16 protein-coding genes are annotated in these 15,572 nt (G+C 36.7%); 8 read left to right on the top strand and 8 right to left on the bottom strand.

Going from position 1 to position 15,572, the window contains the following annotated elements; genetic code table 11:
• Positions 1-45: 45 nt before the first annotated feature.
• The 4 genes from FBD94_RS08735 to FBD94_RS08720 form a co-directional block, all read right to left on the bottom strand.
• Positions 46-1,959, bottom strand: coding sequence for an AMP-dependent synthetase/ligase (locus FBD94_RS08735; RefSeq protein WP_136879919.1), 1,914 nt, complete (start codon positions 1,957-1,959; stop codon positions 46-48).
• 80 nt (positions 1,960-2,039) lie between these two features.
• Positions 2,040-2,366: a HesB/IscA family protein gene (locus tag FBD94_RS08730; RefSeq protein WP_131610419.1), complete on the bottom strand. Its 327-nt coding sequence runs from the start codon at positions 2,364-2,366 to the stop codon at positions 2,040-2,042.
• 68 nt (positions 2,367-2,434) lie between these two features.
• Entirely contained in the window at positions 2,435-2,848 is a 414-nt protein-coding gene (iscU, locus tag FBD94_RS08725; RefSeq protein ID WP_131610420.1) for a Fe-S cluster assembly scaffold IscU, read from the bottom strand.
• Positions 2,849-2,906: 58 nt separating this feature from the next.
• Positions 2,907-4,118, bottom strand: a complete 1,212-nt coding sequence (locus tag FBD94_RS08720; RefSeq protein ID WP_136879918.1) for an IscS subfamily cysteine desulfurase — start codon at positions 4,116-4,118, stop codon at positions 2,907-2,909.
• A 124-nt stretch (positions 4,119-4,242) separates the two neighbouring features.
• Here FBD94_RS08720 and mce point away from each other — a divergent pair, with 124 nt between their 5' ends.
• The 8 genes from mce (at position 4,243) to FBD94_RS08680 (ending at position 9,922) form a co-directional block, all read left to right on the top strand.
• Positions 4,243-4,647, top strand: coding sequence for a methylmalonyl-CoA epimerase (mce, locus tag FBD94_RS08715; protein ID WP_131610422.1), 405 nt, complete (start codon positions 4,243-4,245; stop codon positions 4,645-4,647).
• A 3-nt stretch (positions 4,648-4,650) separates the two neighbouring features.
• Positions 4,651-4,938 (top strand): hypothetical protein, encoded by a 288-nt coding sequence (locus FBD94_RS08710; protein WP_131610423.1) that lies wholly within the window; start codon positions 4,651-4,653, stop codon positions 4,936-4,938.
• Positions 4,939-5,033: 95 nt separating this feature from the next.
• Positions 5,034-5,282, top strand: a complete 249-nt coding sequence (locus tag FBD94_RS08705) for a type B 50S ribosomal protein L31 (protein ID WP_084292318.1) — start codon at positions 5,034-5,036, stop codon at positions 5,280-5,282.
• 70 nt (positions 5,283-5,352) lie between these two features.
• On the top strand, positions 5,353-6,528 hold the full coding sequence (locus FBD94_RS08700; protein WP_136879917.1) for a GlmU family protein: 1,176 nt from the start codon (positions 5,353-5,355) through the stop codon (positions 6,526-6,528).
• A 53-nt stretch (positions 6,529-6,581) separates the two neighbouring features.
• Positions 6,582-7,343 (top strand): triose-phosphate isomerase, encoded by a 762-nt coding sequence (gene tpiA, locus FBD94_RS08695; RefSeq protein WP_131610425.1) that lies wholly within the window; start codon positions 6,582-6,584, stop codon positions 7,341-7,343.
• Positions 7,343-8,182 carry a 50S ribosomal protein L11 methyltransferase gene (gene prmA / locus FBD94_RS08690; RefSeq protein ID WP_131610426.1) on the top strand — a complete coding sequence of 280 codons (840 nt, stop codon included), beginning with the start codon at positions 7,343-7,345 and terminating at the stop codon, positions 8,180-8,182. The genes tpiA and prmA overlap by 1 nt, the downstream gene beginning before the upstream one ends.
• A 13-nt stretch (positions 8,183-8,195) precedes the next feature.
• Entirely contained in the window at positions 8,196-9,563 is a 1,368-nt protein-coding gene (locus FBD94_RS08685; RefSeq protein ID WP_136879916.1) for a UDP-N-acetylmuramate--L-alanine ligase, read from the top strand.
• Between the two features lie 29 nt (positions 9,564-9,592).
• Entirely contained in the window at positions 9,593-9,922 is a 330-nt protein-coding gene (locus FBD94_RS08680) for a helix-turn-helix domain-containing protein (RefSeq protein ID WP_090786203.1), read from the top strand.
• Positions 9,923-9,924: 2 nt separating this feature from the next.
• Here FBD94_RS08680 and FBD94_RS08675 read toward each other — a convergent pair whose 3' ends face one another.
• The 4 genes from FBD94_RS08675 to FBD94_RS08660 all read right to left on the bottom strand — a co-directional run bounded on the left by FBD94_RS08675 (position 9,925) and on the right by FBD94_RS08660 (position 15,431).
• A complete protein-coding gene (locus FBD94_RS08675) occupies positions 9,925-11,073 on the bottom strand; it encodes a GNAT family N-acetyltransferase (protein WP_394347784.1) in 1,149 nt (382 codons plus the stop codon).
• A 41-nt stretch (positions 11,074-11,114) separates the two neighbouring features.
• On the bottom strand, positions 11,115-11,309 hold the full coding sequence (locus tag FBD94_RS08670; protein WP_090786207.1) for a hypothetical protein: 195 nt from the start codon (positions 11,307-11,309) through the stop codon (positions 11,115-11,117).
• A 401-nt stretch (positions 11,310-11,710) separates the two neighbouring features.
• Complete coding sequence (locus FBD94_RS08665; RefSeq protein ID WP_235884412.1) at positions 11,711-14,668, bottom strand: ligand-binding sensor domain-containing protein; 2,958 nt, start codon at positions 14,666-14,668, stop codon at positions 11,711-11,713.
• The gene (locus tag FBD94_RS08660) at positions 14,652-15,431 is read right to left on the bottom strand and encodes a LytR/AlgR family response regulator transcription factor (RefSeq protein WP_136879914.1); all 780 of its coding nucleotides are present in this window, start codon (positions 15,429-15,431) and stop codon (positions 14,652-14,654) included. The genes FBD94_RS08665 and FBD94_RS08660 overlap by 17 nt, the downstream gene beginning before the upstream one ends.
• Positions 15,432-15,572 lie beyond the last annotated feature (141 nt).

The following is a 15,572-nucleotide window of genomic DNA, read 5'->3' as shown; positions in this document are numbered from 1 at the left end:
CTTTATGTCGATTGGACTAAGAAACGTAAAATATTTTAAAGCCGCTTAATCTGCATCAATGGCCTCTGCATACATTTCATTGATCGGTCCGGCATACCTTGCTTCAATAATTTTGCGTTTTGGCTTCAAGGTTGGTGTAATTTCACCCTCTTCAAGGCTAAAAGGATTTCGTTTGATCTTAAAGTTTTTAATGCGTTCAAACTTGGCCAGTTCGTTGGAAAGTTTCCTGATGTCTTGCCCAATCCAGTCGAGGATTTCTTTTTCATCGATAAATATTTCAGGTTTTTGGAAGAAAGATTCAGGTAATTTGAATACCTCCTGCAGGTTTTCCTTATTCGGGATGATGATTGCAGTCAGGTATTCGCGTTTATCACCTATTAGAAAAACCTGATCAACCTTTAGGCTTTTCATATAAATACTTTCTACCGGTGTAGGATAAACATTCTTACCATAAGCATTTACAATCATGTTTTTTAAACGATCTGTAATTTGCAGGTTTCCTTTGTAAAAACGGCCGATATCGCCAGTGTGGAACCAATTGTCTTTGTCAATGGCCTCAGCAGTCTCGGCAGGTTTGTTAAAGTAGCCCTTCATTACACAGTGACCTCTGACAATAATTTCGCCTTCTTCACATTCAAAATTTTCCTGAAAGGTTTCATGAGTTTGAATACTGATTATTTTCTTTGATTCCACATTCTGAATACCAATTTCAATACCAGGGATTACTCTTCCAACGGTACCATAAACTTGTCTGTGGAATTCTGTAACGGCCATTACAGGCGATGTTTCTGTTAAGCCGAAACCTTCAAGTATTTTAATGCCCAGATTTCCGAAGAATTCACCCACGTTTTTAGGCAGTGCAGCTCCTCCAGAGATCATGAATTTTAATCTGCCTCCTGTTTTTTCTTTGATTTTGCTAAAAACCAATTGCTCAGCCAATGCTTTCTTTGCACTGAGTATCATTCCTGGATTTTTGCCCGCTTCTTTGATTCTTCGATATTCCTGACCTATTTCTAGCGCCCAAAGGAATATTTTGGCTTTTAGTCCGCCACCTGCTGTACCACTTTTAATGGCTTTATCGTGAATCTTTTCTAGTAGTCTGGGTACACAACTCATTACCGTTGGTCTGATCTCAGCCATGTTTTTAGCCAAAAGTTCCAGGCTTTGCGCATAAGCTATTTTACAACCCTGTGCACAGCAAACATGGTAAGTTGCGGTACGTTCAAATACGTGTGATAAGGGGAGGAAAGAAAGAAAAGTTTCTGTTTCGTCTATTACGGGGATTTGCTGTAGGCACACTTTTACATTTTCAACGAAGTTACTGTGTGTTAGCATTACGCCCTTGGGAGTGCCAGTAGTGCCAGAAGTATAGATTAGGGAAGAAACATCGGCAGGACGTACACTATTGCGGATTTTGTCGATTTCTTCAAGCTGATCTGGGCTTAGTTTTGTTGCAGTAGCAAGTAGCACATCAAAGCTGACCACCTGAGCCTTTAAATCTTCTGGTACAGCAACTTTTGTATATTCTGGGAAAGCGGGTATAATGTATTCCAGATGCCTGCAATTATCTGCTATTTTGAGTATCTTTTTATACAGAAATGTATTGCCTATAAGGATAGCCCGCATACCCGAATCGTTTACGATATAAGCAACTTCTTGTTCGGATAGGGTAGGATAAATAGAGACATTGATAGCGCCTATCTGCTGAATTCCCTGATCGTAATAGACATATTCGGGAGAGTTCTCAATCATCAGGCCCATTCTATCACCTTTGGTGATGCCTTTGGCTAGGAAAAATGCGGAGATAGCATCAGCACAATCCAGGGTATGTTTATAAGAAATCTCTTCCCATTCTGTATTGTTTTTATGGATGAGGAAGGTTTCTTCTGGTTTGTGAATGTTTGCGACTACGTTTCTCAATAAACTTGGGATCGTAGAGTGCTCATTAAATAATTCCATAGGTATAGGTTTGGTTGCTCATAAAAATAGGCCGGTACAGATTAAACTGTACCGGCCTATGTAAATATAATAATTGTATTTTAAACGGAGAAACTCTCGCCGCAACCGCAGGAGCGACTTGCATTGGGATTATTAAAGTTAAACCCCTTTCCATTTAAACCATCAGAAAAATCAAGCTCAGTTCCTGCCAAATAAAGGAAGGATTTCATGTCAAGCGCAATTCTGATGCCTCTATCTTCAAAAAACTGATCTCCAGAATTTTCTTCGTTATCAAAGTCGAGATTGTAGGATAATCCTGAACATCCTCCGCCTTTGACAGATACACGTAAAAAATAGCTGGCATCCATTCCCGACTCTTGCATTAACTGGTCGATTTTGCTTTTTGCTTTATCAGTGATCGTAATCATTTTCTTAGAGATTTATTTGAAATATGAGATAGGAAACCAGATGCCTCCAATCTCATACTTCAATCTAATTAATGGTGTGACTTAGGCATTTCAATTGGTGCCATGCCATTTTTAACACGGTAATCGTTGATTGCAGATTTAATTGCATCCTCTGCTAATACTGAGCAGTGAATTTTTACCGGTGGTAAAGCTAATTCTTCAACGATATCCATGTTGTCTATTGTTAAAGCTTCATCAATACTTTTACCTTTTAACCATTCTGTAGCTAATGACGAAGATGCAATTGCAGATCCGCAACCAAAGGTTTTGAATTTAGCATCGGTAATCATGTTGTTTTCATCAACTTCGATTTGCAAACGCATGACGTCACCGCACTCTGGTGCGCCAACAAGGCCAGTACCTACTGATTTGCTGTCTTTATTTAAAGTACCAACGTTTCTTGGATTGGTATAATGTTCTATAACTTTTTCTGAGTATGCCATTTTGTTTTTTTCTTAAACCTTTATATCAGGGTTAGTATAATATTTATTGGTGTGCAGACTAGTGTTCTGCCCACTCAATTTTGCTTAAATCAATTCCTTCTTTAAACATTTCCCAAAGTGGAGAAAGGTCTCTCAGGTGATTTACTGCTTTCTTAGTGTTCTCTATTGCGTAATCTATTTCTTCTTCGGTAGTAAAACGACCTAATCCGTAACGGATAGAAGAGTGTGCAAGATCATCTGATAAACCAAGACTTTTTAATACATAAGAAGGCTCTAATGAAGCAGAAGTACAGGCCGAGCCCGATGATACTGCTAAATCTTTCATCGCCATCATTAAGCCTTCACCTTCAACATATTTGAAAGAGATGTTAGCTACATGTGGTAAACGGTGTTGTGTATTGCCATTTACATAGCTTTCTTCAAGCTCAGTAAGTGCATTTTCTAGTTTATCTCTTAAAGCTGATAAGCGTTTAGCTTCTTCATCCATTTCTATACGGCACAGTTCGCAAGCTTTTCCTAAACCTACAATACCCGGTACGTTTAAGGTGCCAGAACGCATACCACGCTCATGACCACCACCATCAATTTGTGCAGTTACTTTAACCCTTGGGTTTTTACGACGTACATATAATACACCAACACCTTTAGGACCATACATTTTGTGTGCAGAGAAAGCCATTAAGTCAATTCCGTCAGCATTTACATCTACAGGTATTTTACCTACAGCCTGTGTAGCATCAGTCATAAACAATGCACCAAATTTGTGTGCAATAGCAGCGATTTCTTTTACTGGTTGAATAACGCCAATTTCGTTGTTTCCATACATGATGGTAACCAGGATAGTTTGTTCAGTCATGGCAGCTTCTAGCTCCTGAAGATCAATTAATCCATCCTCTTTTACTTTTAGATAGGTAACTTTTGCACCTAGTTTCTCTAAATGTTTACAGGTATCTAAAACTGCTTTATGCTCAGTTGTAGCGGTAATGATGTGGTTACCTTTTTCCTGGTACATTTCGAATACACCTTTAATGCCCAAGTTATCAGCTTCTGTAGCTCCTGAAGTGAAGATTACTTCTTTTTCAGTACAGCCAATTAATTTAGCAACTTGTTCACGGGCGTAGTCGACACCTTCTTCAGCAACCCATCCAAATGCATGGTTACGACTTGCAGCGTTACCGAATTTGTTGGTGAAATAGGGCAACATCGCTTCCAGCACTCTAGGATCAAGAGGCGTAGTTGCGTTATTATCTAAGTAAATAGGAAGTTCCATTGTATATATTTGTTCTTTATAATAGACAAAGGTACGAAAAAAGATTGCCAACAATTATAAATAATAGCTATGACGGTATAGTTAAAACATGCATTTTTACATTTTTTTAACGTTTCAGAGAGATATGAATAAAATAGAGCATATAGGTATTGCGGTTAAAGACATGGAATTTTCTTGTTCGCTTTATGAACGTTTGTTGGGGGCAACCTGCTATAAAAAGGAAGAAGTAGTGTCTGAGGGGGTTAATACAGCCTTTTTTAAAACGGGCGTTAATAAGATTGAGTTGCTAACGGCAACTACTACTGATAGCCCCATTGCGAAATTTCTGGAGAAGAAGGGGGAGGGAATTCATCATATTGCTTTTGATGTGGATGATATTGTCGCAGAGATGGCCCGATTAAAAGCAGAGGGCTTTGTGTTGTTAAATGAAGAGCCGAAGTTTGGAGCTGATAATAAATTGGTTTGTTTTGTGCACCCGAAAGGGACAAATGGTGTTTTGGTAGAATTGTGTCAGGAGCTGAAAAGTTAGGTTATGGATGATTTTAAATCGTTAAGCAGAATAGTCAATACAGATTTTGAGATTGAGGATATTACCTCAGAAACTTTGCTGCGGGAGCGACTGGTGGAAGCTTTTGCTTATTTGCTGGATAATGATATTTCTAAAATGATGAATATACTTTATCGTACGGATGTTAATGAAGAAAAATTAAAAGGACTTTTAATCAGTAATTCTAATTTACCCTCTGCAGAGGTTATTGCTGACGCCTATATCAGTAGACAAAAGGAGAAAGTTGAGACCAGAAAAAAGTATAGTCGATAATTTTTCCACACATACTTGCTATTGAGAAATAAATTATTGATATTTGCATCCTTAAAAATAAGCGACAAATAAGTATATAATAATATAATATTAACATGAAAAAAGATCTGCATCCATCAAACTATAGATTTGTAGTATTTAAAGATATGTCAAACGAATATTCTTTTTTAACTAAATCTTGTGTAGATACTAAAGAAACTATCAAATGGGAAGATGGCAACGAGTATCCTTTATATAAATTAGAGATTTCTCATACTTCTCACCCTTTCTATACTGGAAAAATGAAATTGGTTGATACTGCTGGTCGTATCGATAAATTCAAAACTCGTTACGCTAAAAAGTAATTATACACAAATAAGAAATTATTTAAGTCCCGATGCGTTTGCTTCGGGACTTTTTTTATTTTTGTAGCTTATGATGATCAATTTATTTGATGACAACGCCTGGCAGTCCCTGCGGCCATTGTCTTTTACAAGGCCGGTTGCGGATCTTCGTGTAGGGATTTTAACTATAGCCGAAAAATGGCAGAAGCACCTGGCCGCTAAATGTGGTTTTGTTACTGAACCATATCTTTCTGTAAAATATCCTCCACTTATTGGGGCCGACTTGTATATCAATGGCTCAATATGCCCGGATGAAGCTCTGCTTGAAGCCATTACGGCGCTTCAAGTTGGTGAAGCACTTGAAAGGAACGAGGTGCTTATCGCTTATAAGATAAACGCAGGCGAAGTATACTATCCGGAAATTCATAAGCAGTTGCATACTAAAGTTTATCGGGGGACTTTTGTAAGGATCGTTGTCCCAGAAGATATTTTTAGATGTAATGATGTAGAGCTCAGGAGAGATTTTGACTTGCTTACCAAGGGGAGAACGAGTGTACAATTAAGCGGAACCAATACTTTTTTAGGGGATGATATTTTTGTGGAAGCTGGGGCCGAGGCTGAATGTTCTACGTTTAATAGTTTGAAAGGCCCTATTTATATAGGCGAAAATTCACAGGTGTGGGAGGGTTGTCATATTAGAGGCTCTTTTGCATTGTGTAACAATTCGCAGATTAAAATGGGCGCAAAAATATATGGACAAACGACCATTGGTCCTTTTAGTCGTGTTGGTGGGGAGATCAATAATGCCGTAATCTGGGGTTATTCTTCTAAAGGACATGAAGGTTATTTGGGTAACGCGGTGATGGGACAATGGTGTAACATTGGCGCTGATAGCAATAATTCTAATCTGAAGAATAATTATGCTCCTGTTAAATTATGGGATTACGAGTTGGAGAGCTTTCGCGAAACTGGTTTGCAATTTTGTGGTTTAATTATGGCTGATCATGGAAAGTGCGGGATCAATACCATGTTTAATACAGGTACAGTTGCCGGGGTTAGTGCCAATGTTTTTGGTGATGGCTTCCCTAGAAATTTTATTCCTGATTTTGCATGGGGTGGAGCAAGTGGATTTGATGTGTATAATCTTCAAAAAATGTTTGAAACAGCGGATAAGGTTTATGAACGCAGAAATATGGAGTTTGACCAAACGGAAAAGGATATCTTATCGGCGATTTTCGAGATGACAAGTAAATACAGACCCTTTTAATCTTTAAATCAATCATACCAATTAATATAAAACCTACTAAATAACAATATATAATGAGAAAAAAAATAGTTGCAGGAAACTGGAAAATGAATCTGGATTATGCCAGTGGTATATCTTTATTTTCAGAAATAGTTAATATGGTAAGAGACGAAAAAAAGGGCGATCAGATCGCAATTATTTGCTCGCCATATATTCATTTAAACAGCCTTGCTAAATTAGGTGGGGAAGTGGTTAAGATCGGTGCGCAGAATTGTCACCAAAATGATAGTGGTGCATTTACAGGAGAGATTTCTGCTGGAATGATCAAGTCTGTTGGTTGTGAGTATGTGATCATAGGTCACTCAGAAAGACGTCAGTATTTTGCTGAAAGCAATGAATTGCTTGCTGAGAAAACCATTAAGGTACTGGAAAATGAACTTACTCCAATTTTCTGTATTGGTGAGACATTAGAAGAAAGAAATGGCAACATTTATTTTGAAGTGCTTAAAGCTCAATTAGAGCAGGGTGTTTTTGGATTAAGCACAGCTGATTTCTCTAAAATTGTTATCGCTTATGAACCTGTTTGGGCAATTGGCACAGGTTTAACTGCTAGTTCTGAGCAAGCTCAGGAAGTTCATGCTTTCATTAGAAATGAGATTGCGAACAAGTATACTGCTGAAGTAGCCGAAAATACAACTATTTTATATGGTGGAAGTTGCAATCCGAAAAATGCTGCCGAGCTTTTTGCTCAGAAAGATATAGATGGTGGTCTGATTGGTGGAGCATCACTAAAATCAAGAGATTTTGTTGACATTGTTAAAGCTTTTAATTCTTAATGAAGTATATACAGGTAACGTTCAGTTTTAATGCCATTGAGGAGTATCAGCAAGATCTTTTGATCGCTGATTTAGCCGATATAGGTTTTAATACTTTCGAAGAGATAGAGAATGATTTTGTTGCATTTATAGAGTTCAACACTTATAGTGAGGATACCCTTAAAGATGTGCTGAATCAATATGAGGGTGAGTTTCAATGCAGTTATGTAGTTGCAGAAATTGAAGGGAAGAACTGGAACGAAGAATGGGAGAAGAACTTTGAACCACTGATTATTGATGATCAGTGCTACGTTCGGGCTACCTTTCATGAGGCTAAACCCACATATGCTTATGAAATTATCATAGACCCAAAGATGGCCTTTGGTACGGGGCATCATCAAACAACTACCATGATGATGCAGTACATTCTGGCAACTGATGTTAAGGGTAAAGAAATTCTTGATATGGGTTGTGGTACAGCAATACTTGCCATACTCGCGGCTAAGAAGGGGGCATCAAAACTGGTTGCTATAGATAATGATGAAGTTTGTTACGAAAGTAGTATAGAAAATGCGGCATTAAACGGAATAGGTAATCTGGAAGCAATTTGCGGTGGGAAGGAAGTTATTCCTAACATCCAGTTTGATATCATTTTGGCCAATATCAATAGGAATATTCTGTTGGATCAGATTCCAACCTATGACACCGTATTGAAGTCGGATGGAAGTATTTTCTTCAGCGGATTTTATGAGTCTCCGGATCTGGAGATGATTAAGCAGGCCTGTGAACCTTTTGGAATTAGATATGTTAATCATAAGAAGATTGGGGAATGGGTAGCGGCTTATTTTAAAAAAGATTAATTGGTAATAGCGTATGCGTATACATTTTATAGCTATCGGCGGAAGTGCTATGCACAACTTGGCGATAGCTTTACACAAAAAAGGATACCAGGTAACAGGCTCAGATGATGTTATTTTTGAGCCATCCAGCAGCAGACTGGCGAAGCATGGTATTTTGCCAAAAGAAATGGGCTGGAATGAAGCTAATATTACGGCAGATTTGGATGCTGTGATTTTGGGAATGCACGCTTTGACTGATAATCCAGAGCTGTTAAAGGCTCAGCAATTGGGGCTGAAGATATATTCTTATCCTGAATACATCTATGAGCAGACGAAGGACAAATTAAGAGTAGTAATCGGAGGAAGTCATGGTAAAACAACCATTACTTCTATGATACTACATGTACTTAATTTTTACGAAAGGGATTTTGATTATTTGGTTGGAGCTCAGCTTGCTGGTTTTGATACCATGGTTAAGATTACTCATGAGGCACCTGTGATCATTATTGAAGGAGATGAATATTTGGCTTCTCCTATAGATAGAAGACCGAAATTTCATCTGTATAAGGCCAATCTGGCTGTAATAAGTGGTATCGCATGGGATCATATCAATGTATTTAAAACTTATGAGGATTATACCAGGCAATTTGAATTGTTTATTGATACCATTCAGCCGGGCGGAAAACTAATTTATTGCAATGCTGATCAAGATCTGAATAAGATCGTAGAGGAATCCACTGCCGATATTGAGAAGATTGGCTACGGAATTCCTGAACATATCGTAAAGGATGGCATCACTTATTTATTGCCGGACGAAATGCCACTTAAGGTATTCGGAGATCACAATTTAATGAATCTTAACGCAGCTAAATTAATTTGCGCGCAACTTGGTATCAATAGTGATGCATTTGATCAGGCTATTGCTTCATTTACAGGCGCAGCTAAGCGTTTAGAGGGCTTATTAAGCATTGGGGAGACTAACGTTTATAAGGATTTCGCGCATTCGCCTTCTAAATTAAAGGCTACCATTGAGGCTGTAAAGGCTCAATTTCCAAATAGGAAATTAGTAGCATGTATAGAGTTACATACATTTAGTAGTTTAAATAAAAACTTTTTAGTTCAATATGCGGATACAATGAAAGCTGCGGATACGGCAATTGTATATATTGATGAAAAAACTTTTCAGCATAAAAAACTTGAACCTTTTAGCAAAAAAGAGGTTCAAACAGCTTTTGAAAACGATGAATTGCACTTTTTTAATAATTCAGAGCTGCTTAGACAGTACCTGGTTAGTGTAAATTTTTATCGTACGAACTTACTTTTGATGAGTTCGGGGAATTTCGGGGGAGTCGATCTCGTTAAATTGGCACGTGAGTTGAACACAGTTGAGCAAGGAATTTAATTACAAGATTACACACCTAAATTTATAATATGAATATCATTGGAAAAAACATTAGACAACTACGCCAAAAAAATGGCTGGAGCCAAGGGGAAGTGGCTAAACGTCTAAATATTTCAATCCCAGCATTCTCGAAAATCGAGACGGGTATCACAGATATTAACATCTCAAGACTTGCACAGATCGCTAACCTTTTTGAGGTTTCGACAATGGATATTATCTCCAAAGAAGGAGAAAACCCTCAGTCGCTTAATTTTGAAGAAATCAATAATTTGAAAGAAAAATTAGCACTAAGAGAAGAAGAGATCATTAAACTTCAAAAGAAGGTTATTGATCTTTACGAAGAAATAAGAGAAAAATAGATCTAAAAGATCTTACGCATAGTCAGGTGTCGCTTTCCAAAAGTGGCACCTGTTGCTTGATGAATAGAAAGCATCTTATCATTGAAATCACCAACCCAGGAAAGTTCGAGTTCATCATACTGATTCATTGGCAAAACATATTCTTTAAGTTTAATAAATAAGGCTGATTCTAAGCCATGCTTTTGATAAGCAGATTTGGTACCCATCACGATAGCCCGCATTCTGTTTACACCTTTCCAGCGTCGGTATACAAATTTAAGTTTTTCTATCAGTCCTAATTTTCCGTTAAATCCTTTGATCATCTGGTTGGCATCGGGAATAATAACGACAAATGAAGTTGGTTCTCCGTTGATGTAAGCAAACCAAATTAGTTTTTCATCCATGATGGTCTGCATCTTTTCAAAGCTCTCTTCCAGCGTCTCTTTTTTAATAGGTACAAAATTTTCAAAGTCTTTCCAGGCATCGTTGTAAACTTCCATCAGATCTGCCACATATTTTGCTGCATTCTTTTTTGAGAAATGCTCAAAAGTATATCCTGGTTTATTAGCTACCCAATTGGCAATTTTAGTAAATCGCTCCGGAAAGGGATTTCTTACCGCTAAATGATTGGTGATTTGTTGATACTCTGTTTTAAAGCCATAATCAGTAAAAAAGCTATGGTAGTAGGGGTGATGGTAATTCATGCCATATGAGGGCTGCGTAAAGCCTTCTACAAGCAATCCCCAGAAAGAATCATTCTCTCCAAAATTGATAGGACCATCCATGGCCTTCATTCCTTGCTCTTGTAACCAGGATTTGGCCGTGTCGAAAAGTAAAAAAGCCGCTCCTTTATCGTTTATGCATTCAAAAAAGCCCATGCCTCCGGTGGGTTGTTCGTATTGGTATGCTTTTTTATCATTTATAAAGGCTGCAATTCTTCCTATATAATTTCCATTGTCGTCCTGCAGTAGCCACCTGGTACATTTCCCATGTTGGAAAAATGGGTTTTTATTATTGTCAAATATATTTTCAATATCCTGATCCAGTGGGCAGATCCAATTCTTGTCATCTTGATATATAAAACGGGCAGTGGCTAAAAAATCTTTTCTGGAACGCTTTCCGGATACGGTGGTTATTTGCATTTTTCCTAATGGAATTAAAATAAAAAGCATCCCTTTAGAGGGATGCTTTATCAATAATTATTGTTTACCTGTTAATAGGTGTCGTCATCATCATCATCCGAACCAAAACTATCAAAGTTGTCCAGATCATCTAATGGCATGTCGAGGTCGTCATCTTCATCATCGTCGTATGATTTCTTTTTAGTTGTTTCTTCATACGAATCGTCCAGATCATTTTCTGGATCTTCTGCTTTGCTTTTGTTAATTGGTTTTTTTGGAGTTTTCATTACAAAAAATATAATTCCGTAAGGTTTTTATTTGATAAGTTAAATTTACTAAAAATCTTTTTAAATCAAAAGAACGATGTTTTTTTTAAATTTTTAGCTCCTCAAAAGTAAGACAAAAAGGAATTCTGCAAAGAATTTTTTATAAAATAATCGAAAAAGATAAGCTGCGATATAAGGTAAAAAAAAATGGTAAAGCTATGAACTTTACCATTTTTTAACACACAAATGAAACCTGAATTGAGATATAGTTTTAGGTTAGGTAAAAATATCTTTGATCAATCCTATAAGAACGCTTTTTACAAACTTCTGTTTGTTTTAATATCTATAACAAGTTTAATGCTAATTTTATAATGATTAATGTAAACTTAGTAAGTGGTATAGATAATTGAGTAAACGGTAAATTAGCTGTTTAATGGGATCAAAATGGATACAAAAGTACCCGAAATACCGTTTTGTTTAATGTCTATCTGTATCGGATTTGGCTCAACTTGATTTAAAAGGTTGATGCGTTCGCGGGTAAGGCTCATACCTTTACTGATATGATGACCTTTTTTACTTTTCAAAGAATTATCGATACCAACGCCATCGTCAATGATTTCGATGACCAGGTGCTCCTCACCCTTTAGTTCGATGCGTATATCAAGTTTACCACCATCTTCTTTAGGCATTAACCCATGCCATATCGCATTTTCTATATAGGGCTGAAGGATCATCGATGGTATTAAAGTCTCTTCTTTATCAATTGCGTTATTTACGTGAATGTGGTATTTAAACTTTTCACCAAATCTTTTTTTCTCCAGACTAAGGTATAATTCAAGGTATTCGAGTTCCTCATCCAGACTGATGAAGCTTTTTGTACAGATCTCCAGGTTCTTTCTAATTAGCTTAGCAAAGCCTGTTAAGATCTTATTTGCCGAATTGGTATCTTTTGTATTGATATAATGCTGAATGGAGTTCATTACATTAAAAACAAAATGGGGATTCATCATCGCCTGTAATGCACGTTGTTCGAGCATTAAGATTTTATTTTTTAAAAGCAATTGTTGTTGTTCCTTGTTCTTCTGAATCTTTGTAACTACTACTGCTACCTTGTAAAAAGCAAAGCCGGCCAATAGAAAAATGCCAACCAAAAATAAATTTGTTTGCCAAAAGTGTTTTTTCAAGGAGAAGTTAATTCTGGTAGGCGTGCTCCAGTTGCTATTGTTTGATTTCGCACTGATCTCAAATGTGTAATCTCCAGGCTCTAATGAGGGGAATTCGAGTCGTCGACTCTTAGTTTCTGTCCAATTGGCCTCTGTTTTTAGTCGATAGCGATAAGTGATGCTTTTATTTTGAAAGTCAATTACGCTGTAGGTAAAGGTGATGCTATTGTTGGATGGGGCTAGGGTATGCATCGCAGTATTAAGTGCTAGCTTAGTTTTATTATTTACTATAGAAGATATTAAAACCTTTGGCGCTTCATGCTGGGCATTTTCCTTATGGTAAGGGAAGTAGATAAGGCCATTGTTGGTTGCGAAATATGCGTAGTGGTCATCAATAAATAAATCATTTATATCATCGGCCAGCAAGGTATTGGTATATTCAAACGATTCTACCGATAGCTGTTTATCGCTTAGAGCAATCCTGTTAATGCCATTATTGGTAATGATCCATATATAATTGTCCTTTACAAATAGGCGTTTGCAGATATTGTTGGCAAGCCCATCTTTTCTGGTAATTACTTTAATAACTTTTTTATTTTTAAGGAATATAATCCCATAACCATCAGTGGCTAAAACAATAGTCCCGTCATCTAATTTCTGAATATCATTAATCCTTTTTGTGAGGAGTAAATTCTCTCCGAAGTAATTATATAAAATGCCTTTTGAGTATTCTGATAGACCGGTGATGTTAGAAAACCATAGGTTCTGCTCCTTGTCATAAAACACACGGTAAGCTCTATTGGTAAAAAAATCTGCGCCCTGTTTAAAATGCGACAATGTAAACTCTAGTTTATTAACCTGGTAAGGTAAAATATATACTCCAGAGGAGAGCGCAATTGCCAACGTCCGGTCATTACCTAAACTCAAGCTTTTAATTACAAACATCCTATTGTTTGTTTCTTTTAGGTAATCGATATTACGGGTGTTATAAATGTTGTTGATTCTTCCAAGACCATAATCCGAGGCGAAGTACATCGTTTGTTTAAGGGTATCATAAAGCAAGTGCTTTATAACATTATATCTTTTTTTATCCTTTAACTGGATCTCTGAGGTCTTAAAGGTGTTTAAATCAAGAATGTTAATATTTCCTTCATCCATCCCTAACCATAACTTGTCGTGATTATCTTTAACTATACTTTTTACCAGATCACTACCTAAACCATTTGTTTTATTGACAACATAGAGGCGTTCGGCTTTCTGGGGAAGCATATAGATGCCGCTGGTGGTAGTAAACCACATATTATTTTTTGCGTCTTTGATGATCTGACTAGATGATATGTTTTTTAGATACTGCGTTGTTTTTCCTGAAGGTTCTACATGATAAATACCATTACTATTACTGAGCCATAAATCATCCTTTTTATTTAGAAAAAAATAGCCGGGATCATTATTCAATAGGGCAGTATCAATCTTTAACAAGAGCCGTTGGTTGTCACCATTTCTTATGTTAAGTCCTTTTTTATCAAGATAGCCCAATGTTTTATTGGGCAGGTTTAATATGGTTTTGTAAGATAGGGGGAGCGTGCCATGTGATGAAATCTTGAAAGTCTTGTTGTTGAAAATACGGACACATTCGTTGCTAAAAGCCCATATCGTTCCCAATTTATCTTCATGTATAAATGTACTTACATATGGGTGTTGCAGATCGGCAGAAATAAATTTCATAATTGTTTTTCCGTCCCACATCACCAATATATTTTTATTCGTGCCAAACCATATTCTTCCTTTACTGTCTTCAAAGAAAGAGACAATTACTGCGTTAAATTTTAGCAGTTTAAGTAGTTTTTCATTGGTTTCGTTGTATATTTTACCATTAAAAAAATAGCTTAGCTGTCCATTTAGTGCTAAAAACCAGATTCTGCCGCTTTTGTCTTCTTTTAGTTGCAAGATCTGATTATCGGGTAATCCATCATCAATAGAGAAATTCTCAAATATTTTGCCGTCAAACCTACTTACACCAGCATCTGTAGCTACCCAGATATAGCCTTTAGAATCCTGTAATGTATAATAACAATTGTTGCTTGGTAGTCCGTTTTTGGTGCTAAAGTGTTGTAGATTTGTGGTTTGTGAATAGCTGTTGGAGCTGATGGTCAACAACAGAATCATAAGGAATACAAATCTTCCTGTTAAGTTTAGCTGTTTATTTATCGCTGTCAAAACTAGTATATGATTTAATTTTGTCAAGGAAATCACTTGCGCGTCTTCTTGATACTGCAATTTTTTCTCCATTCTTAAGGATGACTTCAAGCCCATTTTTTGAATTGTATTCTTTTACATAATTCAAATTTACAATACTCGATTTATGGATCCTTATAAATTGGTTGTCAGGTAATATTTCTTCATATTCTTTTAGCACTTTGGAAACAGTGATTTTGTCCTTGTTTGATAAGTAAAAAATAGAATAATTACTATCTGCAGCAATATGAATAATATCGTCAATATTTACGAGGCTATAGCCTTGACCATTTGGCAAACTGATTTTACGAATCTCATTTCTTTCTGAAAGGCTTGCGGCAAGATTTTGCATACTCTCTGCACGACTGTTGTCGTTTTTGTTTAAGGCAATAAACTTCGCAGCTTTATCAACAGCAACTTTCAATTCATCGATATCGATAGGTTTTAATAGATAATCGAGCGCATTTGCTTTAATTGCTTTTAAGGCATATTGATCGTATGCTGTTGTAAAAATAACATGAGCTTTACTTGATTGTGCATAGGGGATTAGTTCGAAACCATTTTCTCCGGGCATCGCGATATCAAGAAAAATCAAATCAATAGTATGCTGCGAAAGTAGAAGGCGTGCTTCGACTACGGACTTAGCAATTCCGGATATGTGGATGCTTTCGCAATTCTCCTGTAAAAGAAAGTATAATGAAGAACGGGCAAATTCCTCATCGTCTACAATAATAGTATTTAGCACGGCTTTAATTTAATAGTGTGAATTTATTAAAAAAATGGCACAACAGGGCGCTTTTAATAAATATAAGCCGGACTGAAAACCGCTAGTCTCCTTCTTTCGTAAGTGAATCTGTAAAACGTCTTACTGAAAACCAATAATTTA

Source organism: Pedobacter hiemivivus (assembly GCF_005144565.1).
GTDB classification, from domain to species: Bacteria; Bacteroidota; Bacteroidia; order Sphingobacteriales; family Sphingobacteriaceae; genus Pedobacter; species Pedobacter hiemivivus.
Note: the sequence above shows the minus strand (reverse complement) of the source record. Positions and strands in the feature narration are given on the sequence as shown.

What these genes read in the sequence shown, in the direction of transcription:
- FBD94_RS08735 (WP_136879919.1), bottom strand. Translation starts at nt 1,959, where the DNA reads ATGGAATTATTTAATGAGCACTCTACGATCCCAAGTTTATTGAGAAAC.
- FBD94_RS08730 (WP_131610419.1), bottom strand. Translation starts at nt 2,366, where the DNA reads ATGATTACGATCACTGATAAAGCAAAAAGCAAAATCGACCAGTTAATG.
- iscU (WP_131610420.1), bottom strand. Translation starts at nt 2,848, where the DNA reads ATGGCATACTCAGAAAAAGTTATAGAACATTATACCAATCCAAGAAAC.
- FBD94_RS08720 (WP_136879918.1), bottom strand. Translation starts at nt 4,118, where the DNA reads ATGGAACTTCCTATTTACTTAGATAATAACGCAACTACGCCTCTTGAT.
- mce (WP_131610422.1), top strand. Translation starts at nt 4,243, where the DNA reads ATGAATAAAATAGAGCATATAGGTATTGCGGTTAAAGACATGGAATTT.
- FBD94_RS08710 (WP_131610423.1), top strand. Translation starts at nt 4,651, where the DNA reads ATGGATGATTTTAAATCGTTAAGCAGAATAGTCAATACAGATTTTGAG.
- FBD94_RS08705 (WP_084292318.1), top strand. Translation starts at nt 5,034, where the DNA reads ATGAAAAAAGATCTGCATCCATCAAACTATAGATTTGTAGTATTTAAA.
- FBD94_RS08700 (WP_136879917.1), top strand. Translation starts at nt 5,353, where the DNA reads ATGATGATCAATTTATTTGATGACAACGCCTGGCAGTCCCTGCGGCCA.
- tpiA (WP_131610425.1), top strand. Translation starts at nt 6,582, where the DNA reads ATGAGAAAAAAAATAGTTGCAGGAAACTGGAAAATGAATCTGGATTAT.
- prmA (WP_131610426.1), top strand. Translation starts at nt 7,343, where the DNA reads ATGAAGTATATACAGGTAACGTTCAGTTTTAATGCCATTGAGGAGTAT.
- FBD94_RS08685 (WP_136879916.1), top strand. Translation starts at nt 8,196, where the DNA reads ATGCGTATACATTTTATAGCTATCGGCGGAAGTGCTATGCACAACTTG.
- FBD94_RS08680 (WP_090786203.1), top strand. Translation starts at nt 9,593, where the DNA reads ATGAATATCATTGGAAAAAACATTAGACAACTACGCCAAAAAAATGGC.
- FBD94_RS08675 (WP_394347784.1), bottom strand. Translation starts at nt 11,073, where the DNA reads ATGCTTTTTATTTTAATTCCATTAGGAAAAATGCAAATAACCACCGTA.
- FBD94_RS08670 (WP_090786207.1), bottom strand. Translation starts at nt 11,309, where the DNA reads ATGAAAACTCCAAAAAAACCAATTAACAAAAGCAAAGCAGAAGATCCA.